At 67.6% G+C, this 25,930-nt stretch carries 25 protein-coding genes and 1 tRNA gene; 18 read left to right on the top strand and 8 right to left on the bottom strand.

The genetic code is table 11. The features are described from left to right. Window positions 1-8 precede the first annotated feature (8 nt). From cgtA to rplU, 3 genes are all read right to left on the bottom strand, one after another. A complete protein-coding gene (gene cgtA / locus VFE82_RS10790; protein WP_325000311.1) occupies window positions 9-1,130 on the bottom strand; it encodes an Obg family GTPase CgtA in 1,122 nt (373 codons plus the stop codon). Between the two features lie 66 nt (window positions 1,131-1,196). Then, window positions 1,197-1,457, bottom strand: a complete 261-nt coding sequence (gene rpmA / locus VFE82_RS10785; RefSeq protein ID WP_325000310.1) for a 50S ribosomal protein L27 — start codon at window positions 1,455-1,457, stop codon at window positions 1,197-1,199. 15 nt (window positions 1,458-1,472) lie between these two features. Further along, the gene (rplU, locus tag VFE82_RS10780; protein ID WP_325000309.1) at window positions 1,473-1,784 is read right to left on the bottom strand and encodes a 50S ribosomal protein L21; all 312 of its coding nucleotides are present in this window, start codon (window positions 1,782-1,784) and stop codon (window positions 1,473-1,475) included. Window positions 1,785-1,993: 209 nt separating this feature from the next. On the opposite strand from rplU, the gene VFE82_RS10775 reads away from it, so the two are divergent. The 8 genes from VFE82_RS10775 (at window position 1,994) to VFE82_RS10740 (ending at window position 8,718) form a co-directional block, all read left to right on the top strand. Continuing rightward, on the top strand, window positions 1,994-2,923 hold the full coding sequence (locus tag VFE82_RS10775) for a polyprenyl synthetase family protein (protein WP_325000308.1): 930 nt from the start codon (window positions 1,994-1,996) through the stop codon (window positions 2,921-2,923). Between the two features lie 28 nt (window positions 2,924-2,951). Continuing rightward, window positions 2,952-3,028: transfer RNA gene (locus VFE82_RS10770), tRNA-Pro, on the top strand. Window positions 3,029-3,274: 246 nt separating this feature from the next. Continuing rightward, window positions 3,275-5,014 carry a type IV-A pilus assembly ATPase PilB gene (pilB, locus tag VFE82_RS10765; protein WP_325000307.1) on the top strand — a complete coding sequence of 580 codons (1,740 nt, stop codon included), beginning with the start codon at window positions 3,275-3,277 and terminating at the stop codon, window positions 5,012-5,014. 29 nt (window positions 5,015-5,043) lie between these two features. Continuing rightward, window positions 5,044-6,261, top strand: coding sequence for a type II secretion system F family protein (locus VFE82_RS10760; RefSeq protein WP_325000306.1), 1,218 nt, complete (start codon window positions 5,044-5,046; stop codon window positions 6,259-6,261). Continuing rightward, a complete protein-coding gene (locus VFE82_RS10755) occupies window positions 6,261-7,103 on the top strand; it encodes a prepilin peptidase (RefSeq protein ID WP_325000305.1) in 843 nt (280 codons plus the stop codon). Before VFE82_RS10760 ends, VFE82_RS10755 begins: the two co-directional genes overlap by 1 nt. 8 nt (window positions 7,104-7,111) lie before the next feature. Then, complete coding sequence (coaE, locus tag VFE82_RS10750) at window positions 7,112-7,708, top strand: dephospho-CoA kinase (RefSeq protein ID WP_325000304.1); 597 nt, start codon at window positions 7,112-7,114, stop codon at window positions 7,706-7,708. A 37-nt stretch (window positions 7,709-7,745) separates the two neighbouring features. Continuing rightward, complete coding sequence (zapD, locus tag VFE82_RS10745) at window positions 7,746-8,501, top strand: cell division protein ZapD (protein ID WP_325000303.1); 756 nt, start codon at window positions 7,746-7,748, stop codon at window positions 8,499-8,501. Between the two features lies 1 nt (window position 8,502). Further along, window positions 8,503-8,718, top strand: coding sequence for a DNA gyrase inhibitor YacG (locus VFE82_RS10740; RefSeq protein WP_325000302.1), 216 nt, complete (start codon window positions 8,503-8,505; stop codon window positions 8,716-8,718). Window positions 8,719-8,722: 4 nt separating this feature from the next. Here VFE82_RS10740 and VFE82_RS10735 read toward each other — a convergent pair whose 3' ends face one another. From VFE82_RS10735 to VFE82_RS10715, 5 genes are read right to left on the bottom strand one after another with little or no spacing between them, the layout of a single operon-like run. Further along, window positions 8,723-9,193, bottom strand: coding sequence for an NUDIX domain-containing protein (locus VFE82_RS10735; RefSeq protein ID WP_325000301.1), 471 nt, complete (start codon window positions 9,191-9,193; stop codon window positions 8,723-8,725). Further along, entirely contained in the window at window positions 9,190-10,062 is an 873-nt protein-coding gene (locus VFE82_RS10730) for an ATP-binding protein (RefSeq protein ID WP_325000300.1), read from the bottom strand. The genes VFE82_RS10735 and VFE82_RS10730 overlap by 4 nt, the downstream gene beginning before the upstream one ends. Further along, a complete protein-coding gene (gene argJ, locus VFE82_RS10725) occupies window positions 10,059-11,285 on the bottom strand; it encodes a bifunctional glutamate N-acetyltransferase/amino-acid acetyltransferase ArgJ (RefSeq protein ID WP_325000299.1) in 1,227 nt (408 codons plus the stop codon). Before argJ ends, VFE82_RS10730 begins: the two co-directional genes overlap by 4 nt. 28 nt (window positions 11,286-11,313) lie before the next feature. After that, a complete protein-coding gene (locus VFE82_RS10720) occupies window positions 11,314-11,751 on the bottom strand; it encodes a rhodanese-like domain-containing protein (protein WP_325000298.1) in 438 nt (145 codons plus the stop codon). Between the two features lie 34 nt (window positions 11,752-11,785). Further along, window positions 11,786-12,574: a fumarylacetoacetate hydrolase family protein gene (locus VFE82_RS10715; RefSeq protein ID WP_325000297.1), complete on the bottom strand. Its 789-nt coding sequence runs from the start codon at window positions 12,572-12,574 to the stop codon at window positions 11,786-11,788. Between the two features lie 160 nt (window positions 12,575-12,734). Here VFE82_RS10715 and VFE82_RS10710 point away from each other — a divergent pair, with 160 nt between their 5' ends. The 10 genes from VFE82_RS10710 (at window position 12,735) to VFE82_RS10665 (ending at window position 25,880) form a co-directional block, all read left to right on the top strand. Further along, the gene (locus tag VFE82_RS10710; protein ID WP_325000296.1) at window positions 12,735-13,844 is read left to right on the top strand and encodes a TRAP transporter substrate-binding protein; all 1,110 of its coding nucleotides are present in this window, start codon (window positions 12,735-12,737) and stop codon (window positions 13,842-13,844) included. Window positions 13,845-13,949: 105 nt separating this feature from the next. Continuing rightward, window positions 13,950-14,576, top strand: coding sequence for a TRAP transporter small permease subunit (locus VFE82_RS10705; RefSeq protein ID WP_325000295.1), 627 nt, complete (start codon window positions 13,950-13,952; stop codon window positions 14,574-14,576). Further along, window positions 14,573-16,585 carry a TRAP transporter large permease subunit gene (locus VFE82_RS10700; RefSeq protein ID WP_325000294.1) on the top strand — a complete coding sequence of 671 codons (2,013 nt, stop codon included), beginning with the start codon at window positions 14,573-14,575 and terminating at the stop codon, window positions 16,583-16,585. The genes VFE82_RS10705 and VFE82_RS10700 overlap by 4 nt, the downstream gene beginning before the upstream one ends. Window positions 16,586-16,705: 120 nt before the next feature. After that, window positions 16,706-19,999, top strand: coding sequence for a fused isobutyryl-CoA mutase/GTPase IcmF (icmF, locus tag VFE82_RS10695; protein WP_325000293.1), 3,294 nt, complete (start codon window positions 16,706-16,708; stop codon window positions 19,997-19,999). 162 nt (window positions 20,000-20,161) lie between these two features. Next, a complete protein-coding gene (locus VFE82_RS10690) occupies window positions 20,162-20,935 on the top strand; it encodes an ABC transporter ATP-binding protein (RefSeq protein ID WP_325000292.1) in 774 nt (257 codons plus the stop codon). Window positions 20,936-21,023: 88 nt separating this feature from the next. Beyond that, window positions 21,024-21,731: an ABC transporter ATP-binding protein gene (locus VFE82_RS10685; RefSeq protein WP_325000291.1), complete on the top strand. Its 708-nt coding sequence runs from the start codon at window positions 21,024-21,026 to the stop codon at window positions 21,729-21,731. Window positions 21,732-21,761: 30 nt separating this feature from the next. Beyond that, complete coding sequence (locus VFE82_RS10680) at window positions 21,762-22,964, top strand: ABC transporter substrate-binding protein (RefSeq protein ID WP_325000290.1); 1,203 nt, start codon at window positions 21,762-21,764, stop codon at window positions 22,962-22,964. Between the two features lie 56 nt (window positions 22,965-23,020). Continuing rightward, window positions 23,021-23,905, top strand: coding sequence for a branched-chain amino acid ABC transporter permease (locus VFE82_RS10675; RefSeq protein WP_325000289.1), 885 nt, complete (start codon window positions 23,021-23,023; stop codon window positions 23,903-23,905). A 1-nt stretch (window position 23,906) separates the two neighbouring features. Continuing rightward, window positions 23,907-24,923: a branched-chain amino acid ABC transporter permease gene (locus tag VFE82_RS10670; protein ID WP_325000288.1), complete on the top strand. Its 1,017-nt coding sequence runs from the start codon at window positions 23,907-23,909 to the stop codon at window positions 24,921-24,923. A 189-nt stretch (window positions 24,924-25,112) separates the two neighbouring features. Next, complete coding sequence (locus VFE82_RS10665) at window positions 25,113-25,880, top strand: SDR family oxidoreductase (RefSeq protein WP_325000287.1); 768 nt, start codon at window positions 25,113-25,115, stop codon at window positions 25,878-25,880. Window positions 25,881-25,930 lie beyond the last annotated feature (50 nt).

The following is a 25,930-nucleotide window of genomic DNA, read 5'->3' as shown; positions in this document are numbered from 1 at the left end:
GACCGGGCTCATCGCGCAGGCTCGTCGCCCTCAGGCGAGGCATCGGCACCGACGGCCGCCTGCGCAGCCGGGTCGGCAAAGCGCGGATCGACCTGCGCCACCGGCGGCTGCTCCTCGACCTGGCGTGCCTTCACGTGCTGGTAGACCGCCTTCACGAGCTCTTCGCACCCTTCGCGGGTCAGCGCGGAGATCTGGAACACCGGGCCCTTGTAGCGGAACCGCTTGACGAAGTCCTTCACGCGCGCCTCGCGCTCCTCGGCAGGGATCATGTCCAGCTTGTTGAGCACCAGCCAGCGCGGCTTGTCGTACAGCGCCTTGTCGTACTTCTTCAGCTCGGCGACGATGGCCTTGGCCTGCGCCACCGGGTCGACACCTTCGTCGAACGGCGCCAGGTCCACGAGGTGCAGCAACAGGCGGGTGCGCTGCAGGTGCCGCAGGAACTGGTGCCCCAGCCCCGCGCCCTCGGCGGCGCCTTCGATCAGCCCCGGCACGTCGGCCACCACGAAACTCTGCTCCGGGCCGACGCGCACCACGCCCAGGTTGGGGTGGAGGGTGGTGAACGGGTAGTCGGCGATCTTGGGCCGCGCGTTCGAGATCGCCGCGATCAGGGTCGACTTGCCCGCATTCGGCATCCCCAGCAGGCCGACGTCGGCCAGCACCTTCAGCTCCAGCTTCAGGTTCTTCTTCTCGCCGGGCCACCCAGGCGTCTTCTGACGCGGAGCGCGGTTGATGGAGCTCTTGAAGCGCATGTTGCCGAAGCCGCCGTCGCCGCCCTTGGCGATGGTGATGACCTCGCCGGGCGTGAGCAGTTCGTACAGCACCTCGCCGGTCTCGGCATCGCTGATGATGGTGCCCACCGGCATCTTCAGGGTGATGTCGGAGCCGGCCGCGCCGAACATGTCCGAGCCCATGCCGTGCTCGCCCCGCTTGGCCTCGTGCCGACGCGAGAAGCGGTAGTCCACCAGCGTGTTCAGGTTCGGGTCGGCCACCGCGTACACGTGTCCGCCGCGCCCGCCGTCTCCGCCATTGGGGCCGCCGAATTCCTTGTACTTCTCGTGGCGGAACGAGACGCAGCCGTTGCCGCCGTCGCCAGCGGCGACGTCGATGAATGCCTCGTCCACGAACTTCATGACTCGTATCCTACAAAGGACAAGGCCCCGACGAGCGGGGCCTTGCCGGTGCGCAATGCGGTGGCGTCAGGCCGCCGGGATCACGCTGACGGTGTGCTTGTTCAGCCCACCCTTGACTGCGAACGTCACGTGGCCGTCCACCAGCGCGAACAGCGTGTGGTCCTTGCCCAGGCCGACGTTGGTGCCGGGATGGAACTTGGTGCCGCGCTGGCGCACGATGATGGAGCCGGCGCTGATCAGTTCGCCGCCGAACGCCTTGACGCCCAGCATCTTGGGCTGGGAATCCCGCCCGTTTCGCGTCGAGCCGCCGCCTTTTTTCTGTGCCATGTCAACTGCTCCCGGTTAGGCCGCGATGGCACCGATCTGCAGTTCGGTGAACTGCTGGCGATGCCCTTGGCGCTTCTGGTAGTGCTTGCGACGGCGCATCTTGAAGATGCGAACCTTGTCGTGCTTGCCGTGGGCCACGACCGTGGCCTTGACGGTTGCACCGGACACCAGGGGAGCGCCGATCTTCAGGTCGCCGCCGTTGCCGACAGCCAGAACCTGGTCGATCACGATTTCCTGGCCTACGTCCGCAGCAATCTGTTCTACTTTGATCTTTTCGCCGGAGGCAACGCGATACTGCTTGCCGCCGGTTTTTATGACCGCGTACATGTGAGACCTCATTGAAAACGAGTGACTCCCCGGGACGGATTTCCAGGGGAGCCCACGAGTATAGCATTGTTTGCGGTTACTAACACCGGCACGACCGCGACTGCCGCGCTTGCCAGAGACCGGTTCCTATAATCGGGCCGAACAGCCGTACCGCCTTGACCGACTCCTCCGCCAGCGCCGCTTCGGTGCTCTCCCTGATCGCCGATGACATGCGCGAAGTCGACGCGGTCATCGCCCACCGCCTCGATTCCGGCGTGCCGCTGGTCGGCCAGGTGTCCCGCTACATCATCTCGGCCGGTGGCAAGCGCCTGCGCCCAGCCCTGCTGCTGCTCGTCAGCGGGGCCGTGGGGTATGCCGGTCCACAGCGCTTCAACCTGGCGGCGGTCGTCGAATTCATCCACACCGCCACGCTGCTGCACGACGACGTGGTCGACGCATCGACCCTGCGTCGGGGGCGCGCCACCGCGAACGAGAGCTTCGGCAATCCGGCCAGCGTCCTGGTCGGCGACTTCCTCTACTCGCGCGCCTTCCAGATGATGCTGGATGCGCACGACATGCGCGTCATGGAGATCCTCGCCGACGCCACCAACGTCATCGCCGAGGGCGAAGTCCTGCAGCTGATGAACATGCACGACGCCTCGCTCGACGAAGCAGGCTATCTGCGCGTGATCCGCTCCAAGACCGCGAAGCTGTTCGAAGCCAGTGCGCGGCTGGGCGCGGTGCTCGCGCGTTCGGGGCCGGACATCGAGGCCGCATGTGCCGACTACGGCCAGGCGCTGGGCACCGCGTTCCAGGTGATCGACGACGTTCTCGATTACGACGGTGACACGCAGGAGATGGGCAAGAACCTCGGCGACGACCTGCGCGAAGGCAAGGCCACGCTGCCCTTGATCGCCGCCATGCAGCGGGGCACCGGTGCTCAGGCGGACCTGATCCGCCACGCCATCGAACACGGGGCCGTCGACGAGCTGGATTCGATCATCGCCATCGTGCGTGGTACCGGGGCCCTGGACGTGACCCGCGCGGCCGCGGCAGCGGAGGCGCAACGGGCCATCGACTGCGCTCGCCAACTGCCGCGCAATCAATACTCCGAGGGGATGGTACAATTGGCGGCTCAACTGCTTGAGCGTCGCAACTGACACCAGTTTCGACGGCACTTGCAGCCATCGGGGTGTAGCTTAGCCTGGTAGAGCGCTACGTTCGGGACGTAGAGGCCGGAGGTTCGAATCCTCTCACCCCGACCAGGATTGCATCGACAACGACGACCGCGGCGAGGGCCAATGCCCTCGCCGCTTTCGTTTGGGCGATCGGTTGTGCGCGGTCGCAGCGGATTCCTGGCCGCCGTGACTTCCTGCGCGGAAAGCCTCCCCTGCGGCACTGCGCATTTGCGCTGCATACCACAGCGAAGATTTACAGCCCATGGGGTTTGGGCGATGATCAGCTCGCTTTCCTGCGGCCCCAGTCGCAGGAGCTGACTGCATTAATTCACGATGGCCGCCGTCGATTCCGCTGTATCTGATGCCCCGTCGCTGGCCCTCCCCGGCCTGGCGCGCGCGCTCGTCGCTGCCGGCAAGCTCGGGCAGAAGTCGGCCGAGGAGCTGTATCGCAAGGCGCAAGCCGGCCGCAGCAGCTTCATCGCCGAGCTGACCGGCTCCGGTGCCGTCTCCGCCGCTGATCTGGCGCACACCATGTCCTCCGCGTTCGGTGCGCCGCTGCTGGACCTGCAGGCGATCGACGTCAACCGCCTCCCGAAGAACCTGCTCGACGCGAAGATCTGCCAGTCCTACCGAGTGGTCGTGCTCTCCAAGCGGAGCAACCGCCTCACGGTCGCGACAGCCGATCCCTCCGACCAGGAGGCCGCCGAGAAGATCAAGTTCGCGACCCAGATGGGCGTGGACTGGGTCATCGCCGAATACGACAAGCTGACCAAGATGGTCGAGTCGCAGGCCACCAGCGCCAGCGAAGCGATGGACAGCATCATCGGCGACGACTTCGAGTTCGACGAGTCCACCATGGACCAGTCGGCCCTCGACGAGCCGGAGAAGGGCGCCACCTCCGACGTCGACGACGCGCCGGTGGTGAAGTTCCTGCACAAGATGCTGCTGGACGCCTTCGGCATGCGCGCATCCGACCTGCACTTCGAGCCGTACGAGCACACGTACCGCGTGCGCTTCCGCATCGATGGCGAGCTGCGCGAGATCGCCAGCCCGCCAGTCGCGATCAAGGACAAGCTGGCCTCCCGCATCAAGGTGATCTCCAGGATGGACATCTCCGAGAAGCGCGTCCCGCAGGACGGCCGCATGAAGCTCAAGGTCGGCCCCGACCGCGTGATCGACTTCCGCGTCAGCACGCTGCCCACGCTCTTCGGCGAGAAGATCGTGATCCGTATCCTGGACCCGAGCAGCGCCAAGCTGGGCATCGATGCCCTTGGCTACGAAGCCGAGGAGAAGGAGCGGCTGCTCAACGCGATCGGCCGTCCGTACGGCATGGTGCTGGTCACCGGCCCGACGGGTTCCGGCAAGACGGTGTCGCTGTACACCTGCCTGAACCTGCTGAACAAGCCCGGCGTGAACATCTCGACGGCAGAAGACCCGTCGGAAATCAACCTGCCCGGGGTGAACCAGGTCAACGTCAACGAGAAGGCCGGCCTGACATTCGCGGCCGCGCTCAAGTCGTTCCTGCGCCAGGATCCGGACGTGATCATGGTCGGCGAAATCCGGGACCTGGAAACGGCGGACATCGCCATCAAGGCGGCCCAGACGGGTCACATGGTGATGTCGACCCTGCACACCAACGATGCGCCGACCACGCTCACGCGGATGCGCAACATGGGCATCGCGCCGTTCAACATCGCGTCGAGCGTCATCCTGATCACGGCGCAGCGCCTGGCCCGCCGGCTCTGTCCCAACTGCAAGGAGCCGGCCGACATTCCGCACGAGACGCTGCTGGACGCCGGCTTCCGCGAGGACGAGGTCGACGGCAGCTGGACGCCTTACCGTCCGGTGGGCTGCTCGATGTGCAACAACGGCTACAAGGGCCGGGTCGGCATCTACCAGGTGATGCCGATCAGCGAGGAGATCCAGCGGATCATCCTGCGCGACGGCAGCTCCATGGAAATCGCGGAGCAGGCCGAGCGCGAGGGCGTGCGAAGCCTTCGCAAATCCGGCCTGCACAAGGTGAAGCTCGGCATGACCTCCCTCGAGGAAGTGCTCGGCTGCACCAACGAATAAAGACACAGGGACGAGAGGAGTAGCCCGACATGGCCACCGCAACAGCACACAAGATCCAGGAATTCGTCTTCGAGTGGGAGGGCCGCGACCGCAACGGCAAGCCCGTCCGCGGCGAGACGCGGGCCGGCGGCGAGAACCAGGTCCAGGCGTCGCTGCGCCGCCAGGGCATCTCGCCCACCAAGATCAAGAAGCGCCGCATGCGCTCGGGCCAGAAGATCAAGCCCAAGGACATCGCGATCTTCACCCGCCAGCTCGCCACCATGATGAAGGCCGGCGTGCCGCTTCTGCAGTCGTTCGACATCGTGGGCCGCGGCAATGCCAACGCCAGCGTCACCAAGCTGCTCAACGACATCCGTACCGACGTCGAGACCGGCACATCGCTGTCCTCGGCGTTCCGCAAGTACCCGCTGTACTTCGACAACCTGTACTGCAACCTGGTCGAGGCCGGCGAGGCCGCCGGTATCCTGGAAGCCCTGCTCGACCGGCTGGCCATCTACATGGAGAAGACCGAGGGCATCAAGTCCAAGATCAAATCCGCGCTGATGTATCCGATCTCCGTGATCGTGGTGGCCTTCGTGGTCGTCACGGTGATCATGATCTTCGTGATTCCGGCGTTCAAGCAGGTGTTCTCGTCGTTCGGCGCCGACCTGCCCGCTCCCACCCTGTTCGTGATCGCCATGAGCGAGTTCTTCGTGCAGTGGTGGTACCTGATCTTCGGCGGGATCGGCGGTGGCTTCTACTTCTTCATGCAGGCCTGGAAGCGCAACGAGAAGATGCAGATGTTCATGGACCGATTGATGCTCAAGATGCCGATCTTTGGCGACCTGATCTACAAGTCGGTCATTGCACGCTGGACCCGCACGCTCTCGACGATGTTCGCAGCCGGCGTTCCGCTGGTGGAAGCGCTCGATTCGGTCGGCGGTGCGTCGGGGAACTCGGTGTATGCCATGGCCACCGAGAAGATCCAGCAGGAAGTCTCCACCGGCACCAGCCTCACGGCCGCGATGAGCAACGCCAACGTCTTCCCGACCATGGTGCTGCAGATGACGGCCATCGGCGAGGAATCCGGCTCCATCGACCACATGCTCGGCAAGGCGGCCGACTTCTACGAGCAGGAGGTCGACGACATGGTCGCCGGCCTGTCCAGCCTGATGGAGCCGGTCATCATCGTGTTCCTGGGCGGCCTGATCGGCGGTATCGTAGTGTCGATGTACCTCCCCATCTTCAAGCTGGGCCAAGTCGTCTGATGCTGCTGTCCCCGGGGCTGGATGCCGCCTTCGCCGGCTTCATCGGCCTGCTCGTCGGCAGCTTCCTGAACGTCGTCATCTACCGCCTTCCGCAGATGCTCGAGCGGCAGTGGGCTGCCGAGTGCGCGGAACTCTCGGGCAAGCCCGCGGAGCCAGCCGAGCCGTTCAACCTGGTGCGGCCCGGCTCCCGTTGCCGGCAGTGCGGGCACGTCATCCGCTGGTACGAGAACATCCCGGTCCTCAGCTGGCTCGTGCTGCGGGGGCGTTGCGCCAGCTGCCGCACCCCGATCGGCGTGCGCTACCCCCTCGTCGAGCTGTGCACCGCGGCACTGTTCGCCTTCTGCATCTGGCGCTTCGGCGCGACCTGGACCGGTGTGGCCTGGAGCGGCTTCTGCGCCACCCTGCTGGCGCTCGCGCTGATCGACTGGGACACCACGCTGCTTCCGGACGACCTCACGCTGCCGCTCCTGTGGGCTGGCCTGATCGTGTCGGCGCTTCGCTGGAACAGCCTGCCGCTGTCGCAGGCCGTCTGGGGCGCGGTCGCCGGCTACGTCTCGCTGTGGGCGGTTTACCAGGGCTTCAAGCTGCTGACCGGCCGCGAAGGCATGGGCTACGGCGACTTCAAGCTGTTCGCCGCACTGGGCGCCTGGTTCGGCTGGGAGGCCCTGGTGCCAATCATCCTGATGGCCTCGGTCATCGGCGCCGTGATCGGCATTGCCATGAAGTTCGCCAGCAGCCTGCGCGAAGGCGGCTACGTCCCCTTCGGGCCTTTCCTGGCGGGTGCCGGCCTGACGGCCCTGCTGTTCGGCCCCGACGCGATCCTGCGCACCATCGGCCTGTAGGAGCGCCCGTGAAGGTCGGACTGACCGGCGGCATCGGCAGCGGCAAGAGCACCGTGCTCGAGATGCTCCATGAGCTCGGCGCGGCCGTCATCGACGCGGACGCCATTTCGCGGGCCAGCACCGCGGCGGGCGGCCCGGCCATTCCGGCAATCGCTGAGCGGTTCGGCCCGGAGTTCATCGACGCGACGGGGGCCCTCGATCGCCAGAGGATGCGAGCCCACGTCTACGCCCATCCCGACGCGCGGCGCGAGCTCGAAGCCATCGTGCATCCGCTCGTTCGCGCGGAGAGCGACCGCCAGGTCGCCGCGGCGCAGGCCCAGGGCGCCCGGTGCATCGTCTTCGACGTGCCGCTGCTGGTCGAATCCGGCCGTTGGCGCCAGCAGGTCGACCGGGTGGTCGTGGTCGACTGCCTGCCCGTCACCCAGGTCGCGCGCGTCCAGGCCCGCAGCGGGCTCGCGGCCGCCGAGGTCGAGGCCATCATCGCGGCCCAGGCGCCGCGCTCGCTCCGGTTGGCGGCGGCCGATGCTGTCATCTTCAACGACGGCATCGGGCTGGACGAGTTGCGCGCGGAGGTCGGGCAGGTCGCGCAGGGGTTGGGGCTATGATGGCGCGCTCGCGCAAGCCCGAGCAGCACCCCACAGCGTGATCCTCTACGAATATCCGTTCAACGAACGAATCCGCACCTACCTGCGCCTGGAGCACCTCTTCAGGCGCCTCGGCGAGCTGGTTCCCCGCGAACATCCGCTGGACCACCATTACGCGCTGGCCACGATCTTCGAGGTGATGGACGTCGCGGCCCGAGCCGACCTCAAGTCCGACGTGATGAAGGACCTGGAAAAGCAGAAGACGGTGCTGAACGGCTACCGGGGCAATCCGGCCATCGCCGAGTCGGTCCTGGACGATGTCATCGGCAAGCTCGACGGCTACTTCGCCGCCCTGAACAGCCAGCCGGGCAAGGCCGGACAGTCACTCACCGACAACGAGTGGCTCATGAGCATCCGCAGCCGCATCGGCATCCCGGGCGGCACCTGCGAGTTCGACCTGCCGGGCTACTACGCCTGGCAACAGCTCGACGCGGGCACCCGCCAAGCCGATCTGGCCCGCTGGGCCAGGCCGCTGGGCACCTTGGCGGAGTCGATCCACATGCTGCTGAAGCTGCTGCGCGATTCCGGCACGCCGCAGAAGGTGATGGCCGCCAACGGCCAGTTCCAGCAGACGCTGCCCCAGGGCCGCACCTTCCAGCTGCTGCGCCTGCGCATCGATCCCTCCCTGCGGCTGGTGCCCGAGATCAGCGGCAACCGGCTGATGGTGTCGGTGCGCCTGCTGCGTCAGGAAGGCAGCGACAAGTTGGTGGCCAGCACCGGGAACTCCGACTTCGAGCTGACGCTCTGCTCCTGACATGGCAGCAGCGCAGAACAACACGCCCCGCGCACGGGTGGTCAAGTGCCCCGGTTGCGGCGGCAACAGCATCTACGCCCCGACCAATCCCTACCGGCCGTTCTGCAGCGAACGTTGCAAGAACCTGGACCTGGGCGCCTGGGCCAGCGAAAGCTTCCGGGTGCCCGACCAAACACCGCCGGACGACCAGCCGTTCGGCGACCCGCGCCTGCAGTAGCGGCTCAGCCGGCGTGCGTGGCGCCGGTGAAGCCGCGCTCCTGGGCGAACCACTGCAGCACCGGCACCGTGCCGGGCAGGACTGGGCGCACGTCGACCGGCAGCGACTGCCAGGCGAACGACTGGCCCTCGTGCATGTGCAGTTCGCCGCGCCACTCGAACACCTTGCAGAAGTTCAGCCGCACGAGCGCATGCGGGTAGTCGACCAGCTCCACGCGCCAGGGCTGCACTGCACCGATCACCAGCCCGATCTCTTCGATCAACTCGCGCCGCAGGGCCTGCTCGACCGTCTCGCCGGGCTCGACCTTGCCGCCCGGGAACTCCCAGTAGCCCGCGTACACCTTCCCGGCCGGCCGGCTGGTGAGCAGGAAGCCGCCGTCCGGCCGGATCAGCACCCCCACCGCCACCTCGACCTGCGCGCGCGCCGGACCGCCCTCGCGCGGCCGGTCCGCATCCGCGACCAGGATCCCCGTCATCCCGGATGGCGGCCAGCCCAGTCGCGGGCGAACTGGTAGGCGACGCGGCCGCTGCGAGAGCCCCGCTCCAGCGCCCAGACCAGCGCCTCGGCGCGCGCGGCCTCGATCCGCGCGTGCGGCACGCCGAACGACGCGAGCCACTGGGCCGTGATGGCCAGGTACTCGTCCTGGCTGAACGGGTAGAAGCTCACCCAGAGGCCGAAGCGCTCGGACAGGGAGATCTTCTCCTCCACCACTTCGCCGGGGTGGACCTCGCCATCGTCGGTGTGGGTGTAGGTGAGGTTCTCCTTCATGTACTCGGGCAGGAGGTGCCGGCGGTTGCTGGTGGCGTAGATCAGCACGTTCGGCGTGGAGGCGGCCACCGAGCCGTCGAGGATGGACTTGAGCGCCTTGTAGCCGGCTTCGCCGTCCTCGAAGCTGAGATCGTCGCAGAACACCATGAATTTCTCGGGCCGCCCGGCCACCACGTCGATGATGTCGGGCAGGTCGGTGAGATCGGCCTTGTCGACTTCGATGAGCCGAAGCCCGCGCGCCGAATACTCGTTCAGGCAGGCCTTGATCAGCGACGACTTGCCGGTGCCGCGCGCGCCGGTGAGCAGCACGTTGTTCGCCGGCTGCCCCGCCACGAACTGCTCGGTGTTGCGCTGGATGCGCTCCTTCTGCGGATCGATCTCCTTGAGGTCGCCCAGCCGGATGGCGGCCACGTGCCGCACCGGCTCGAGGCTGCCATGACCCGACGAGCGCTTGCGGTAGCGGAAGGCGATCGAGGCGTTCCAGTCCGGCGCGCCCAGCGGCTGCGGCAGCACGGCCTCGATGCGGTCCAGCAGCCGGGTGGCGCGCTCGATCAGCAAGTCGAAGCGGTCGCTCATGAGCGGTAGTCCGCGTTGATGCTCACGTACTCGTGGCTGAAATCGCAGGTCCAGACCGTGTCGGCGGCCTCGCCGCGGCCCAGCCCCACGCGGATCGTGATCTCCTGCTGCTTCATCACGCGCTGCCCGTCCTCCTCGCGGTAGGCGGGGTTGCGGCCTCCACTGCGGGCCACGTGCACGTCGTCCAGCCAGAGATCGATGCGGGTCTGGTCGAGGTCGTCGATCCCGGCGTACCCGACCGCTGCCAGGATGCGGCCGAGGTTCGGATCGCTGGCGAAGAACGCGGTCTTCACCAGCGGGGAATGCGCGATCGCGTACGCGACCTGGCGGCACTCCTGCGCGTCGCGTCCACCTTCAACGCGCACGGCGATGAACTTGGTGGCGCCCTCGCCGTCGCGCACGATGGCCTGCGCGAGCTGCTGCGCGACCTGGCGCATGGCGGCCAGCAGCGCGCGGCCATCATCGCTGTCGAGGCGGGTGACCTGCGCGTGCTGCGCCTTGTTGGTGGCCACCACGATGAAGGAGTCGTTGGTCGACGTGTCGCCATCGACCGTGACCCGGTTGAACGAGGACTCCGCCAGCTCGAACGCCAGCTGCTGCATCAGCGATTGCGCAACGCAGGCATCCGTGGCCAGGAACCCGAGCATCGTGGCCATGTTCGGCCGGATCATTCCGGCGCCCTTGCTGATGCCGGTGACCGTGATCTCGGCGCCGCCGACGCGGGCGGTGGCGCTGAACGCCTTGGCCACAGTGTCGGTGGTCATGATGCCTTCGGCGGCGCGCAACCAGTGATCCGGCTTCGCATCGGCCAATGCGGCCGGCAGGCCGGCCTCGATGCGGTCCAGCGGCAGCGGCTCCATGATCACGCCGGTCGAAAACGGCAGCACCTGCTGCGGTGAAATCTCCAGCTTGCGCGCCAGCGCGATGCAGGTGGCGCGTGCACGGACCAGCCCTTCCTCGCCGGTGCCCGCGTTGGCGTTGCCGGTGTTGACCACGAAGGCGCGGATGTCGCCTTGCTGCAGGTGCTCGCGGCACACCTGGACCGGCGCGGCGCAGAAGCGGTTGCGCGTGAAGACGCCCCCGACGCTGGCTCCGGGCTCCAGCAGGAACACGGTCAGGTCCTTGCGGTTCGCCTTGCGGATGCCAGCCTCGGCGACGCCGATGGTCACGCCGGGCACGGGACGGAGGTCACCCGCGCGCGGGGCGGAAAGATTCACGGCCATGGGAGGAAGATGGTGTGGAGGAAAAAAATCAGTTCTGCCGCCAGGGAAGCCCGCGCAGGCGCCAGCCACCCTTGCGGCCACGCTGGCCGTTCTCGTCGACGTCGCCTTCGAAGCCTTCGAGGATGTTGTAGGCCTCGATGCCGAGCTCGGCCGCGCGGCGCGCGGCGGCGATGGAACGCACCCCGCTGCGGCACAGGAAGACCGCCTTCTGGCCCGGCGGCACGGCACGGCGCAGCTCCTGGTCGAAGGCGGGATTGACCGCCATGCCGGGCCATTGCTTCCAGGCAAGTCCGAACGCACCCGGGACAAAGCCGACCCACTCGCGCTCGGCGTCGGTGCGCACGTCGACCAGCACGGCATCTCCAGCGCGTCGCCACTGATCGGCCAGCTCGGGCGCGATGTCGCCGGCATAGCCCTCGGCGGGCCGGACACCATCGGGAAGGCGGGGTGGGACGGGCGCGTTCATGCGCCCGATTTTGCCAGTGCGGCCCGCCGGGCGATCAGACGATGCGAACGCTCAGGTTCGGCAGCCCGTCGATGTGCATCTCGATCACATCGCCCCGGACCACCGGGCCGACGTTCTCGGGCGTGCCGGAGTAGATGATGTCGCCAGGAAACAGCTCGTTGGCCTCCGACAGCTTGCTGATCTGCTCGGCCACCGACCAGATCATCTGGTTCAGGTTGGCGTTCTGCTTGGTCTGCCCGTTCACCTTGAGCCAGATCGCGCCACGCTGGAAGTGGCCGGTCTGCGCCACGCGGTGGATGGCCCCGATCGGCGCCGAGCGGTCGAAGCTCTTGCCGATCTCCCACGGCTTCTTCTCGTCGCCCATGGCGCGCTGCAGGTCGCGACGGGTCATGTCCAGGCCCAGCGTGTAGCCGTAGACCAGCTCGAGTGCCTTGTCGACGGGAATGTTGCGGCCGCCCTTGCCCAGCGCCGCGACGAGCTCCGCCTCGTAGTGGTAGTTCTTGGTCAGCGTGGGGTACGGGTGGTCGGCCACCGTGCCGGCCGGCACGTACTGGATCGCGTCGGTCGGCTTCTGGAAGAAGAACGGCGGCTCGCGATTCGGGTCCGAGCCCATCTCGCGCGCGTGGGCGGCGTAGTTGCGGCCGATGCAGTAGACGCGCCGGACCGGAAACACCTCGTCGCTGCCGACGATCGGGATGGTGGTGGTCGCCACGTTGAACGGCATGCGCCCGCCGGTCGTGCCTGCGGCGCCCATGCCGGCGCAGCCCGCGAGCGCAACACCGGCGGTCGCGGCGGTGCCGCTGAAGAAATGACGACGATCCATCAAGAAGTCTCCTGTTTGTTCATTCGGTAACACAACGTGGGGGTCCATGCTTCCGTGCAACGAGTGCTTTCTGGTGAAAACCCTCTCACCCGGGCGCATGTCGGCTTTGAAGATAGCGTGCCAACGGATCCGGATCAACAGCCAAGCACAAGGAGACAACATGACGCAACAGAAGAACTCGCGCCGCGGCCTGCTGAAGGGCGCCGCCGTCGCCGCCGGCGCGATGTCGGCCCCCATGGTGGCGATGGCGCAGACCACGTCGTTCCGGTTCCAGAGCACCTGGCCCGCCAAGGACATCTTCCACGAGTACGCCAACGACTTCGCCAAGAAGGTCAACGACATGGCCGGCGGCCGGCTCAAGATCGAAGTGCTGCCCTCGGGGGCCGTGGTGCCGGCCTTCCAGTTGCTGGAGGCGGTGAACAAGGGCACGCTCGATGGGGGCCACGGTGTCGTCGCGTACCACTACGGCAAGAACTCCGCGCTGGCCCTGTGGGGGTCCGGCCCGGCCTTCGGCATGGACCCGAACATGGTGCTCGCCTGGCACTACTACGGTGGCGGCAAGGCGTTGCTGGAGGAGATCTACAAGTCCATCAACATGGACGTGGTGTCCTACCTGTATGGGCCAATGCCCACGCAGCCGCTGGGCTGGTTCAAGAAGCCGGTCTCCAATGTGGCCCAGATGAAGGGCCTGAAGTTCCGCACCGTGGGCCTGGCGGTCGACGTGTTCACCGAGCTCGGATCGGCGGTCAACCCGCTGCCAGGCGGCGAGATCGTGCCCGCGCTGGATCGCGGCCTGATCGACGCGGCGGAGTTCAACAACGCCTCGTCCGACCGCGCGCTCGGCTTCCAGGACGTGGCCAAGAACTGCATGCTCCAGAGCTACCACCAGAGCGGCGAGCAGTTCGAGATCCTGTTCAACAAGACCAAGTACAACGCCCTGCCCGCCGAGCTCAAGGCCATCGTCGACTATGCCGTGCAGGCCGCCAGCGCCGACATGAGCTGGAAGGCGATCGACCGCAATTCCAAGGACTACATCGAGCTCAAGACCAAGGACAAGGTCAACTTCTACAAGACCCCCGACAGCATCCTGAAGGCGCAGCTCGATGCCTGGGACAAGGTGGTCGAGAAGAAGCAGGGCGAGAACCCCTTCTTCAAGCGCGTGCTGGACTCGCAGCGCGAGTTCGCCCGCCGCGCCGGCCAGTGGCAGAACGACTACATGGTCGACTTCAAGCCGGCCTGGAACCGCTACTTCGGGCAGAAGAAGGCCTGATCCGGCGCGCGCGACGCAGTCCCCGCCGGCCAGGCATCGGGTGAACCCGGTGCCTGGCCGGCTTTTTGTGTGCAGGCCGCCGACCAGCGGCGAGGACGGAGGAACATGAGCATCCAGAAGTTGTTGCACGGCGTCGACGCCACCAGCACGTGGATCGGCAAGGCGTTCGCCTGGCTGATCATCGTGCTGATGGTCCTGGTTGTCGTCGAGGTGTTCAAGCGCTACATCCTGAACATGCCCACGGCCTGGGTGTTCGACGTGAGCAACATGCTGTACGGCACGCTGTTCATGATGTGCGGCGCCTACGCGCTGGCGCACGACGGCCACGTGCGGGGCGACTTCCTGTACGGCAACTTCCGCCCGCGCGTGCAGGCCGGCCTCGACCTGGTGCTGTACGTGCTGTTCTTCCTGCCGGGCGTGATCGCGCTCACCTGGGCGGGCTGGCGCTACTTCGGCGACTCGCTGGCCATGCACGAGACCACGTTCAACGCCACGCCCCTGCCGATCTACCCGTTCAAGTTCATCATCCCCGTGGCCGGCGCGTCGGTGCTGGTGCAGGGCCTGTCGGAGATCCTGCGCTGCGTGGTGTGCCTGCGCACCGGCGAGTGGACCCCGCGCATCGAGGATGCCGAGGAAGCCGACGTGGTGGCGCAGCAGCTTGCGGGCAGCGAGCTGGTCGACGCCGAAGCGGCGGCGCTGGCCATCGAGAAGTCCAAGGGGATGAAGGGATGAGCAACGCCGCACTCGGCCTGACGATGCTGGTCCTCATCGTCGGCGTGATCATGCTGGGCTTCCCGACCGCCTTCACCCTCATGGGGCTGGGCATCATGTTCGGGTACGTCGCCTTCTACGACCCGTCGGTCCACTTCTGGGACAACCGCATCTTCGAACTGATGGTGCAGCGCGCCTTCGGCGCGATGAACAACGACACGCTGCTGTCGATCCCGCTTTTCGTGCTCATGGGCTACGTGATGGAACGCGGCGCCCTGGTCGACAAGATGTTCCGCAGCGTGCAGCTAGCCTTCCGCAGCGTGCCGGGCTCGCTGGCCGTCACCACGCTGATCATCTGCACGTTCTGGGGCATCGCCTCGGGCCTGGTGGGCGCCGTGGTGGTGCTGATGGGCGTGATCGCGATGCGTCCCATGCTCAACGCCGGCTACGACGTGCGCCTGGCCTCGGGCGTCATCACCGCCGGGGGCACGCTGGGCATCCTGATCCCGCCGTCCGTGATGATCATCGTGTACGCCGCCGTCGCCGGGCAGTCGGTGGTCAAGCTGTACGCGGCGGCCATGTTCCCCGGCTTCTTTCTGGCGCTGCTGTACCTGATCTACGTGATCGGCTGGGTGACGATCAACCCGCGCGTCGCGCCCAAGCTGCCGCCCGAGGCGTCGAAGGTGCCGGTGCCGCCGTGGCTGGACCACGTGTCGCACGCGTATTCGCGCCGCATCCTGCCCGCGCTGCTGGCGGCGGTGGTCGCGCCCAGCCGCGCGCTGCAGGGCGCCGGCCAGGCGGCCGCGATCCGCTGGAGCATGCTGGTGCGCGCCCTGGGCGTGTCGCTGGTGCCCGTCCTGCTGGGCGCGGTCATCCTGGGCACCACCTGGTGGTACGTGGTCATCTACTCGCAGAAGACCGAGGCGCCGCCCACGGCAGCCCCGACTGCCGCCGCCCTGGCCGACCGTGCCCCGGGCAGCGGAGCCGAAGCGCCCGGTGCTGGCACGCTGCCCCAGGCGCCGGGCGCCTCGGGCCTGGCCGAACCACCCGCCGAGGGCCTGAAAGAACCGCCGGCCAGCGGCGGCCTGCAGGAGCCGCCGTCCTCGGGCGGCTTGCAGGAGCCCCCCGGTGCAGGCGGCGCCCTGCGCGAACCGCCCGGTGCCGCAGGCGTGAAGGAGCCGCCCGGGGCGACCCCGGCGACCCTGGGCGATGCACCGCCCCAGAGCCTGGGCGGGCCCACCAGCAGCGACGCGCCGCCGCCGGTGCCGCCCTCGTTCTACACGGGCTTCGCCATCGCCGCGGTGCTCACCCTGGCGCTGCTGGGCTGGTACTACTGGCGCTTCGACGCCGAGCAGTTCGAGATCCTGCGCATGCTGATCTCCTCGGTGATGCCGCTGGCCATCCTCACCTTCGTGGTGCTGGCGGTCATCCTGTTCGGCATCACGACCGCCACCGAATCGGCGGCGGTGGGGGCGGCAGGCGCCTTCCTGATGGCGTGGCAAGCTCGCACGCTGAACTGGCAGCGCATCAAGGAGGCGGTGTTCCTCACCGCCAAGACCACCGCGATGGTCTGCTGGCTCTTCATCGGCTCGGCGATCTTCTCGGCCGTGTTCGCCATCCTGGGCGGGCAGGCGCTGGTGGAGCAGTGGGTCCTGAGCATGAACCTCACGCCCATCCAGTTCCTGCTGGTGTCGCAGGCCATCATCTTCGTGCTGGGCTGGCCGCTGGAATGGACCGAGATCATCGTGATCTTCGTGCCGATCTTCCTGCCGCTGCTGCAGCACTTCAACATCGACCCGATGCTCTGGGGCGTTCTGGTGTTCGTCAACCTGCAGGCGGCGTTCCTGTCGCCGCCGGTGGCCATGTCGGCCTTCTACCTGAAGGGCGTGTCGCCGCCGCACGTGACGATCAACCAGATCTTCGCGGGGATGATGCCGTACATGTTCATCGTGATCGTCTGCATGGTGCTGATGTACATCTGGCCGGGCCTGACGCTCTGGCTGCCGAACTACCTCTACGGCGGCGGCTGAGCACCCGAAGTGGCTCGATCGCACCGCGTTCGTTTGACGTTGACGTAAACGTCAATTAAGCTGGTGCGCGCAGACTTTCCCTCCCGGCCGCCACGGCCCGGACCCTGGAGACACCCCCCCATGACCGACCTGTCCGCCGAATTCAAGGCGCTCGCCGAGTACCGCCCCACGCACAAGGTCCGCTTCGTCACCGCGGCCAGCCTGTTCGACGGGCACGATGCGGCGATCAACATCATGCGACGCATCCTGCAGGGCATGGGCGCCGAGGTCATCCACCTCGGTCACAACCGCAGCGTCGACGAGGTGGTGACGGCCGCCCTGCAGGAAGACGTGCAGGGCATCGCGGTCAGCTCCTACCAGGGTGGGCATGTCGAGTACTTCAAGTACATGGTGGACCTGCTGCGCCAGCGCGGTGGCGCCCACATCCAGGTGTTCGGCGGCGGCGGCGGCGTGATCGTGCCCGCCGAGATCCGCGAACTGCAGGACTACGGCGTCACCCGCATCTACAGCCCCGAGGACGGGCAGCGCATGGGCCTGCAGGGAATGATCGGCGAGATGGTGATGCGCTGCGACAAGGACCTGTCGGTGCACGCACCTGGCGAGCTTGCCGCCATCGAAGGCGGCGAGGACCGCCACTGGCGGGCACTGGCGCAGCTCGTGACGGCCATCGAGAACGGAGCTGCAGGCGCTGCCCTGCTGGCGCAGGTGCGCGATCGTGCCGCGGCCCGGCGCGTTCCGGTGGTCGGCATCACCGGGACCGGCGGTGCCGGCAAGTCCTCCTTGACCGACGAGCTGATCCGCCGGTTGCGCCTGGACCAGGCGGACGGCGCGCGCATCGCGGTGGTCTCGATCGACCCTTCGCGGCGCAAGAGCGGCGGCGCGCTGCTGGGCGACCGCATCCGCATGAACGCAATCGGCCCCTGGGGCCAGGGCGCGCGCGTGTTCATGCGCTCGCTCGCCACGCGCGATTTCGGCAGCGAGATCTCGGCCGCGCTGCCCGACGTGATCGCCGCGTGCAAGGCTGCCGGGTTCGACCTGGTGGTGGTCGAGACCTCGGGCATCGGGCAGGGCGATGCGGCCATCGTGCCGCTGGTGGATGTGCCGGTCTACGTGATGACCCCCGAGTTCGGCGCAGCGAGCCAGCTCGAGAAGATCGACATGCTCGACTTCGCCGAGTTCGTGGCGATCAACAAGTTCGACCGCAAGGGCGCGGCCGACGCCCTGCGCGACGTCGCCAAGCAGGTGCAGCGCAACCGGGAAGCCTGGGGGCGGCGACCGGAGGAGATGCCGGTGTACGGCACCATGGCGGCGCGCTTTAACGACGACGGCGTCACGGCCTTGTACCAGGCGCTCAAGCCGCGCCTGGCGGCGCTGGGCCTGCCGCTGCAGGAGGGTCGCCTGCCGGCCGCGGGCGTGCGCCACAGCACCAACCAGACGCCCATCGTGCCGGCCGCGCGGGTGCGCTACCTGGCCGAGATCGCCGACACGGTGCGCGGCTACAAGCAGCGCGCACGTGCGCAGGCCAGGCTGGCGCGCGAGATCCAGCAGCTCGAGGCGGCCGCCGAGATGCTCAAGGTCGGAAAGCCCGACCGGGCGCCGGCCGCCGAGGCGGCCCTCGACCTCGCCGCGCGCCGGCGCGAGCGGCTGGATGCCGATGCGGGGCACCTCCTGGCCCAGTGGCCCGACATGCAGAAGGCCTACGCCGGCGACGAGTACGTGGTGAAGATCCGCGACAAGGAGATCCGGACCGCGCTGACCACGAAGTCGCTTTCCGGCACCACCATCCGCAAGGTCTGCCTGCCGGCCTACGAGGACCACGGCGAGATCCTGCGCTGGCTGATGCTCGACAACGTCCCCGGCAGCTACCCGTACACCGCGGGCACCTTCGCTTTCAAGCGCGAGAACGAGGACCCCACCCGCATGTTCGCCGGCGAGGGCGACGCGTTCCGCACCAACCGCCGCTTCCAGCTGCTGTCCGAAGGCATGCCGGCCAAGCGGCTGTCCACCGCCTTCGACTCCGTCACGCTGTACGGGCACGATCCGGATGCACGGCCCGACATCTACGGCAAGGTGGGCAACTCGGGCGTGTCGATCGCCACGCTGGACGACATGAAGGTGCTGTATTCGGGCTTCGACCTGTGCAGCCCCACCACGTCGGTGTCGATGACGATCAACGGCCCGGCTCCGTCGATCCTGGCGATGTTCATGAACACCGCCATCGACCAGCAGCTGGAGAAGTTCCGCTCCGAGAACGGCCGCGAGCCCACCGCGACCGAGGCCGCCAAGATCCGCGAATGGGTGCTGGCCAACGTGCGCGGCACCGTGCAGGCCGACATCCTCAAGGAGGACCAGGGCCAGAACACCTGCATCTTCTCCACCGAGTTCAGCCTGAAGGTGATGGGCGACATCGCCGAGCATTTCGTGCACCACAACGTGCGCAACTTCTACTCGGTGTCGATCTCCGGCTACCACATCGCCGAAGCGGGTGCCAACCCGATCAGCCAGCTGGCCTTCACGCTGTCCAACGGCTTCACGCTGGTCGAGGCCTACCTGGCGCGCGGCATGCACATCGACGACTTCGCCCCCAACCTGTCGTTCTTCTTCAGCAACGGCATGGATCCGGAGTACACCGTGATGGGCCGGGTGGCCCGCCGCATCTGGGCGGTGGCGATGAAGGAGAAGTACGGCGCGAACGAACGCAGCCAGAAGCTCAAGTACCACATCCAGACGTCGGGCCGCAGCCTGCACGCGCAGGAGATCCAGTTCAACGACATCCGCACCACGCTGCAGGCGCTGATCGCGATCTACGACAACTGCAATTCACTGCACACCAACGCATTCGACGAGGCGATCACCACGCCGACCGAGGACAGCGTCCGCCGCGCGATGGCGATCCAGCTCATCATCAACCGGGAGTGGGGCCTGGCCCGCAACGAGAACCCGAACCAGGGGTCCTTCGTCATCGAGGAGCTGACCGAACTGGTCGAGGAGGCGGTGCTGGCCGAGTTCGAGCGCATCGCCGAACGCGGCGGGGTGCTCGGCGCGATGGAAACCGGCTACCAGCGCGGCCGCATCCAGGACGAGAGCATGCATTACGAGATGCTCAAGCACACGGGCGAACTGCCCATTGTCGGGGTCAACACGTTCCGCAATCCGCACGGCGACCCGATTCCGGACAAGCTGGAGCTGGCCCGCTCCACCGAGGACGAAAAGCAGAGCCAGCTGCGCCGGCTCCAGGCATTCCACGCCCGCCATGCCGACCAGGCGCCGGCCATGCTCGCCCGGTTGCAGCAGGCGGTGATCGAGAACCGGAACGTGTTCGACGTCCTGATGGACGCCGTACGGGTCTGCTCGCTCGGCCAGATCACCCACGCCCTGTTCGAGGTGGGCGGCCAGTACCGCCGGAACATGTAGCGCTCGCCGGAGCCGGCCGGCTCGGGTCGAGTCAGCGTTCCGCAAGCTTCCCGCGCCGTCGGGAGGACTACGTAGGGACTACCCCCCTACCGCACTGCAACACGGGTTCCTACGATTCCGCGTTGCGGCGTGCCACGGGCATGCCATCAGGAGTGCGCGCGCTTGGCAGAAGAGATCATCCTCGAGACACAGGGCCTGACGAAGGAATTCAAGGGCTTCGTCGCCGTGAACCAGGTCGACCTGAAGGTCCGCCGGGGCGACATCCATGCCCTCATCGGCCCGAACGGCGCCGGCAAGACCACCTTCTTCAACCTGCTCACCAAGTTCCTGCCGCCCACCCGCGGGCGGATCACCTACCAGGGCACCGACATCACGCACGAGAAGCCCGCCCAGACCGCCCGCCGCGGCATCGTGCGCTCGTTCCAGATCTCGGCCGTCTTCCCGCACATGACGGTGATGGAGAACGTCCGGGCCGCCCTCCAGCGCAACCTGGGCACCTCGTTCCACTTCTGGAAGCCCGAGCGGTCGCTGCACCACCTGCACGAGCGTGCGCTGCAGCTGCTGGCCGAGGTCGACCTGCAGGACTTCGCCGAGGAGCTCACCGTCAACCTGCCCTACGGCCGCAAGCGCGCCCTGGAGCTCGCCACCACCATGGCCCTGGAGCCCGACCTGATGCTGCTGGACGAGCCCACGCAGGGCATGGGCCACGAGGACGTCGACCGGGTCACCCAGCTGATCAAGAAGGTCTCGTCCGGTCGCACCATCCTGATGGTGGAGCACAACATGAACGTCGTCTCCTCCATCGCCGACCGCATCACCGTGCTGCAGCGCGGCGCCGTGATCGCCGACGGCCCGTATGCCGAGGTCTCGCGCAATCCGCAGGTCATCGAGGCCTACATGGGCTCGGCGGACGTCGAATTGCAGGGGGCGCACTAGCCATGGCCCGTCCGCTTTCCTCTTCAAGCCATGTGGCACTGCCGGGGGGCGTCCGGATCCCCGCCGCGCGGCCGTGCGGAGACCTGTGATGGCCGCCAACGAACTCCTTCGCATCGAGAACCTGAACGCCTGGTACGGCGAGTCGCACGTCCTGCACGGCGTGAACATGACCGTGGGCCAGGGCGAGGTCGTCTCGCTGCTGGGCCGCAATGGCGCCGGCCGCACCACCACCATGCGCGCCATCGTCGGCCTCACCGGCCGGCGCACCGGCTCCATCCGGATCAACGGCCAGGAGGCCGTCGCCATGCCGCCGCACAAGGTGGCGCGCCTGGGCGTGGGCTACTGCCCGGAAGAGCGCGGCATCTTCGCCAGCCTCTCGGCCGAGGAGAACCTGCTGCTGCCGCCCACGCTGTCGGACGGCGGCATGACCGTGGCCGAGATCTACGAGATGTTCCCCAACCTCAAGGAGCGCGCCGGCAGTCCCGGCACGCGCCTGTCGGGTGGCGAGCAGCAGATGCTGGCCGTGGCCCGGATCCTGCGCACCGGCGCACGGTTGCTGCTGCTGGACGAGATCTCGGAAGGCCTGGCTCCCGTGATCGTGCAGAAGCTCGCCGAGACGATCCGCACGCTCAAGGCCAAGGGCTACACGATCGTGCTGGTGGAACAGAACTTCCGTTTCGCCGCGCCGCTGGCCGACCGCTTCTACGTGATGGAGCACGGCAAGATCGTCACGGAGTTCGCGCAGCACGAGCTGCAGGCCAACATGGGGATGCTCCAGGAATACCTGGGCGTCTGACCAAACGTTTTCAACAAGGAGACCTCTGTCATGAAACTCAAGACCCTCGCCGCCGCCATCGCCGCCGGCCTCGCCAGCTTCGGCGCCGCGGCCCAGACCCAGGACGGCCCGGTCCGCATCGGCTTCATCACCGACATGGCGAGCCTGTACGCGGACATCGACGGCCCCGCGGGCGCGGAGATGATCAAGTGGGCGGTGCAGGACTTCGGCGGCAAGGTGCTCAACCGCCCGATCGAGGTGCTGACCGCCGACCACCAGAACAAGGCCGACGTCGCCGCCTCCAAGGCCCGCGAGTGGATCGACAGCCAGAACCTCTCCATGCTGATCGGCGGCACCAGCTCGGGCACCAACCTGGCCATGGCCGGCATCGCCAAGGAGAAGAAGCGCCCGTTCATCTCCATCGGCGCCGGCTCTGCCCGCCTGACCAACGAGGACTGCTCGCCCTACACGGTCCACTACGCCTACGACACCGTGGCCCTGGCCAAGGTGGGCGGCAGCGCGCTGGTCAAGGGTGGCGCCAAGAAGTGGTACTTCCTGACGGCCGACTACGCCTTCGGCCACTCGCTGGAGAGCGACGCGACCAAGGTCGTCAAGGAGAACGGCGGCACCGTCGTGGGTTCGGTGAAGCACCCGCTCAACGCCTCCGACTTCTCCTCGTTCCTGCTGCAGGCCCAGGGCTCCAAGGCCGACATCCTGGCCATGGCCAATGCGGGCGGCGACACCATCAACGCGATGAAGGCGGCCAAGGAGTTCGGCATCACCAAGAGCATGAAGGTGGCCGGCCTGCTGGTGTTCATCAACGACGTGCACGCCGTGGGCGTGGCCAACGCCGAAGGCCTGCAGGTGGCCGACAGCTGGTACTGGAACCAGGACGACGACTCGCGCAAGTTCGCCAAGCGCTTCTTCGACAAGTACAAGCGCATGCCCTCCAGCCTGCAGGCGGCCGACTACTCGGCCGCGATGAACTACCTGAAGGCGGTGCAGCAGGCCGGCACGACCGACGGCGACAAGGTGATGGCTGCGCTCAAGGCCACGAAGTTCAACGACTTCTATCACAAGAACGCCAGCATCCGCGCCGACGGCCGCGTGCTGCACGACATGTACCTGTTCCAGGTCAAGAGCCCCAAGGAGTCCACCACCCCGTGGGACTACTACAAGCTGGTGGCGAAGGTGCCGGGCGAGCAGGCCTTCACCACCGCCGCCGAGAGCAAGTGCTCGGCGCTGAAGAAGTGATCTGACGTGCCCCTGCCCCCTCCCGCCCGGGAGGGGGTGCAACCACCCGCTGCTCCATGGAAATTTTCGGAATCCCCCATCAGGCCTTCCTCGGCCAGCTGATGCTGGGGCTGGTCAATGGCGCGTTCTACGCCATGCTCAGCCTCGGGCTGGCGGTCATCTTCGGCCTGCTGGACATCGTGAACTTCGCCCACGGCGCGCTCTACATGGTCGGCGCGTTCCTGGCCTGGATCATGCTGGACCGCTGGAGCGTGAACTACTGGCTCGCCATCGTCCTCGCGCCGCTGCTGGTGGGCGTGCTGGGCGTGGTCATCGAACGCGCCTTCCTCAAGCGGCTCTACGGGCTCGACCCCTTGTACGGACTGCTGCTGACGTTCGGCCTGTCCCTCATCCTGGAAGGCGTGTTCCGCGAACAGTACGGCGTCTCGGGCCAGTCGTATCCCGTGCCCGAGCTGCTGGCCGGCGCGACCAACCTCGGTTTCATGATCCTGCCCAACTACCGCGCGTTCGTGGTGGTGGCCTCGCTGGTGGTCTGCCTGGCCACCTGGTACCTGATCGAGCGCACGCGCCTGGGCGCCTACCTGCGCGCCGGCACCGAGAACGCCAAGCTGGTGCAGGCGTTCGGGGTCAACGTGCCGCTCATGGTGATGCTCACCTATGGGGCCGGCGCCGCGCTGGCAGGGCTGGCCGGCGTGCTGGCGGCCCCCGTGATCCAGGTCACTCCGCTGATGGGATCCAACCTGATCATCGTCGTGTTCGCCGTGGTGGTGATCGGCGGCATGGGCTCCATCCTGGGGTCCGTCGTCACCGGGCTGGGCCTGGGCGTGGTCGAAGGGCTGACGCGCGTGTTCTATCCTGAGGCATCCAACGTGGTGGTGTTCGTGATCATGGCCATCGTGCTGATGCTGCGCCCCGCCGGGCTGTTCGGAAAGGAAGCCTGAGATGTCCACCCCATCCTCGGCTGCCGCCACGCTGCCTGCCGCCACGCCCACGTCCGCGCCGGGCACCGCCGCTGGCGGCCTCGGCAAGGCCGCGCGCCTGACCTACCTGGCGCTGCTGGCGCTGGCGCTGGTCGCGCCGGTGATCGGCCTGTACCCGGTGTTCGTGATGAAGCTGCTGTGCTTCGCGCTGTTCGCCGCTGCCTTCAACCTGCTCCTGGGCTTCACCGGCCTGCTCTCGTTCGGCCATGCCGCCTTCTTCGGCTTCGCCGCCTACGTCACCGGCTGGTTCATCAAGGCGCAGGGCTGGTCGCCGGAGCTCGCGCTCGTCGCGGGCACCGTGGTGGCCGCCGGACTCGGCCTCATCTTCGGCCTGGTGGCGATCCGCCGCCAGGGGATCTACTTCGCGATGATCACGCTGGCACTGGCGCAGATGGTGTTCTTCATCTGCCTGCAGGCCCCGTTCACCGGCGGCGAGGACGGCTTGCAGGGCGTGCCCCGCGGCGTGCTGTTCGGGTTGCTGCCGCTGGGCTCGGACACGGTGATGTACTACGTGGTGCTCGCGATCTTCGTGGCCTGCTTCGTGGGCATCCTGCGCATCGTCACGTCGCCGTTCGGCCAGGTGCTCAAGATGATCCGCGAGAACGAGCCACGCGCGGTGTCGCTGGGCTACGAGGTCGACCGCTACAAGCTGCTCGCCTTCGTGCTGTCGGCGTCGCTCGCCGGCCTGGCCGGTGGCCTGAAGACGCTGGTCATGGGCTTTGCCACCCTGTCCGACGTGCACTGGTCGATGTCCGGCGAGGTCATCCTGATGAGCCTGCTCGGCGGCGTCGGGACTTTCTTCGGCCCGGTCCTCGGAGCCGGCATCGTGATCGGCCTGCAGAACCTGCTGGCCGACAAGGTGGGTGCCTGGGTCACGGTGATCATCGGCGCGATCTTCGTGGTCTGCGTGCTGGCGTTCCGCAAGGGCATCGTGGGTGAACTGCTCGCCTGGCGCGAGCGGCGCCGCGCCAGGGCCTGAAGGGGGTCGGCCGCTGCGGCCGCGTTGGCCCGTCGTCGCGGGCCGGACGGGCTCGACGGGCGGTCCGGGCGTGCGCAGCGGCGATGCCGCCAGCGCCGCCCCTGTCCAGCCAGCCGCTGTCCTGCAGGTGATTGGCAGCCGGGCCGGTCCTGCCCTAGCCTGCAAGCCGTGCCAACACAGGAGACACGCATGAACGACCTCTTCTCGCTGCAGGGCCGGGTGGCCCTGGTCACCGGCGGCTCGCGCGGCATCGGTCGCATGATTGCCGCGGGCTTCCTGCGCCAGGGCGCGAAGGTCTACATCAGCGCGCGCAAGGCGCAGGCCTGCGACGAGGCGGCCGCCGAACTCTCGTCGCTGGGTCCATGCATCTCGGTGCCGGCCGACGTGTCGGACCTTGCCACTGCCCAGGCGCTCGCCGCGGAGATCGCGCGGCGCGAACCGGCGCTGGACATCCTGGTGAACAACGCGGGCGCCGCCTGGGGCGAGCCGTTCGACACCTTCCCCGAAAAGGGCTGGGACAAGGTGGTCGACCTGAACATGAAGACGCCGTTCTTCCTCACGCAGGCGCTGCACGCGAGCCTGAAGGCCGGCGCCCGCCAGCGCCCCGCCAAGGTGATCAACATCGCCTCGATCGACGGCATCACCGTCAATCCATGGGAGACCTATTCGTACGCGGCGAGCAAGGCGGGGCTGATCCACCTGACGCGGCGGATGGCGTTGCGCCTGGCGCAGGACAACATCGTCGTGAGCGGCATCGCGCCCGGCCCGTTCGCGTCGGAGATGAACAGGCAGGCGCGCGACCACGCCGACGAGGTCGCGCAGCGGGTGCCCGTGGGCCGCATCGGCGCCGACGAGGACATGGCCGGTGCGGCGATCTACCTGGCCTCGCGGGCCGGCGACTACGTGGTCGGCGAGACCATCGTGGTCGACGGCGGCGTGACGCTCGGCCGGGGCTGAACGCGGCGCCCGGCGCCCCTCGCGCCAGCGCCGGGCCAGCCGCTGTCCGG

Origin of the sequence: Ramlibacter sp., from assembly GCF_035655895.1 — a bacterium.
Taxonomy (GTDB): Bacteria; Pseudomonadota; Gammaproteobacteria; order Burkholderiales; family Burkholderiaceae_C; genus Ramlibacter.
The sequence above is the reverse complement of the archived record's forward strand: the minus strand, read 5'-3'. Positions and strand labels throughout refer to the sequence as shown.

Bases quoted from the DNA above. Each gene is read 5' to 3' on its own strand.
- VFE82_RS10685 (WP_325000291.1), top strand. From the start codon at position 21,024: ATGGCCGCCAACGAACTCCTTCGCATCGAGAACCTGAACGCCTGGTAC.
- VFE82_RS10710 (WP_325000296.1), top strand. From the start codon at position 12,735: ATGACGCAACAGAAGAACTCGCGCCGCGGCCTGCTGAAGGGCGCCGCC.
- cgtA (WP_325000311.1), bottom strand. From the start codon at position 1,130: ATGAAGTTCGTGGACGAGGCATTCATCGACGTCGCCGCTGGCGACGGC.
- argJ (WP_325000299.1), bottom strand. From the start codon at position 11,285: ATGGCCGTGAATCTTTCCGCCCCGCGCGCGGGTGACCTCCGTCCCGTG.
- VFE82_RS10740 (WP_325000302.1), top strand. From the start codon at position 8,503: ATGGCAGCAGCGCAGAACAACACGCCCCGCGCACGGGTGGTCAAGTGC.
- VFE82_RS10665 (WP_325000287.1), top strand. From the start codon at position 25,113: ATGAACGACCTCTTCTCGCTGCAGGGCCGGGTGGCCCTGGTCACCGGC.
- VFE82_RS10720 (WP_325000298.1), bottom strand. From the start codon at position 11,751: ATGAACGCGCCCGTCCCACCCCGCCTTCCCGATGGTGTCCGGCCCGCC.
- VFE82_RS10680 (WP_325000290.1), top strand. From the start codon at position 21,762: ATGAAACTCAAGACCCTCGCCGCCGCCATCGCCGCCGGCCTCGCCAGC.
- icmF (WP_325000293.1), top strand. From the start codon at position 16,706: ATGACCGACCTGTCCGCCGAATTCAAGGCGCTCGCCGAGTACCGCCCC.
- VFE82_RS10715 (WP_325000297.1), bottom strand. From the start codon at position 12,574: ATGGATCGTCGTCATTTCTTCAGCGGCACCGCCGCGACCGCCGGTGTT.
- VFE82_RS10730 (WP_325000300.1), bottom strand. From the start codon at position 10,062: ATGAGCGACCGCTTCGACTTGCTGATCGAGCGCGCCACCCGGCTGCTG.
- VFE82_RS10705 (WP_325000295.1), top strand. From the start codon at position 13,950: ATGAGCATCCAGAAGTTGTTGCACGGCGTCGACGCCACCAGCACGTGG.
- VFE82_RS10675 (WP_325000289.1), top strand. From the start codon at position 23,021: ATGGAAATTTTCGGAATCCCCCATCAGGCCTTCCTCGGCCAGCTGATG.
- rpmA (WP_325000310.1), bottom strand. From the start codon at position 1,457: ATGGCACAGAAAAAAGGCGGCGGCTCGACGCGAAACGGGCGGGATTCC.
- pilB (WP_325000307.1), top strand. From the start codon at position 3,275: ATGGCCGCCGTCGATTCCGCTGTATCTGATGCCCCGTCGCTGGCCCTC.
- VFE82_RS10755 (WP_325000305.1), top strand. From the start codon at position 6,261: ATGCTGCTGTCCCCGGGGCTGGATGCCGCCTTCGCCGGCTTCATCGGC.
- VFE82_RS10700 (WP_325000294.1), top strand. From the start codon at position 14,573: ATGAGCAACGCCGCACTCGGCCTGACGATGCTGGTCCTCATCGTCGGC.
- VFE82_RS10760 (WP_325000306.1), top strand. From the start codon at position 5,044: ATGGCCACCGCAACAGCACACAAGATCCAGGAATTCGTCTTCGAGTGG.
- VFE82_RS10735 (WP_325000301.1), bottom strand. From the start codon at position 9,193: ATGACGGGGATCCTGGTCGCGGATGCGGACCGGCCGCGCGAGGGCGGT.
- VFE82_RS10775 (WP_325000308.1), top strand. From the start codon at position 1,994: ATGCGCGAAGTCGACGCGGTCATCGCCCACCGCCTCGATTCCGGCGTG.
- VFE82_RS10670 (WP_325000288.1), top strand. From the start codon at position 23,907: ATGTCCACCCCATCCTCGGCTGCCGCCACGCTGCCTGCCGCCACGCCC.
- rplU (WP_325000309.1), bottom strand. From the start codon at position 1,784: ATGTACGCGGTCATAAAAACCGGCGGCAAGCAGTATCGCGTTGCCTCC.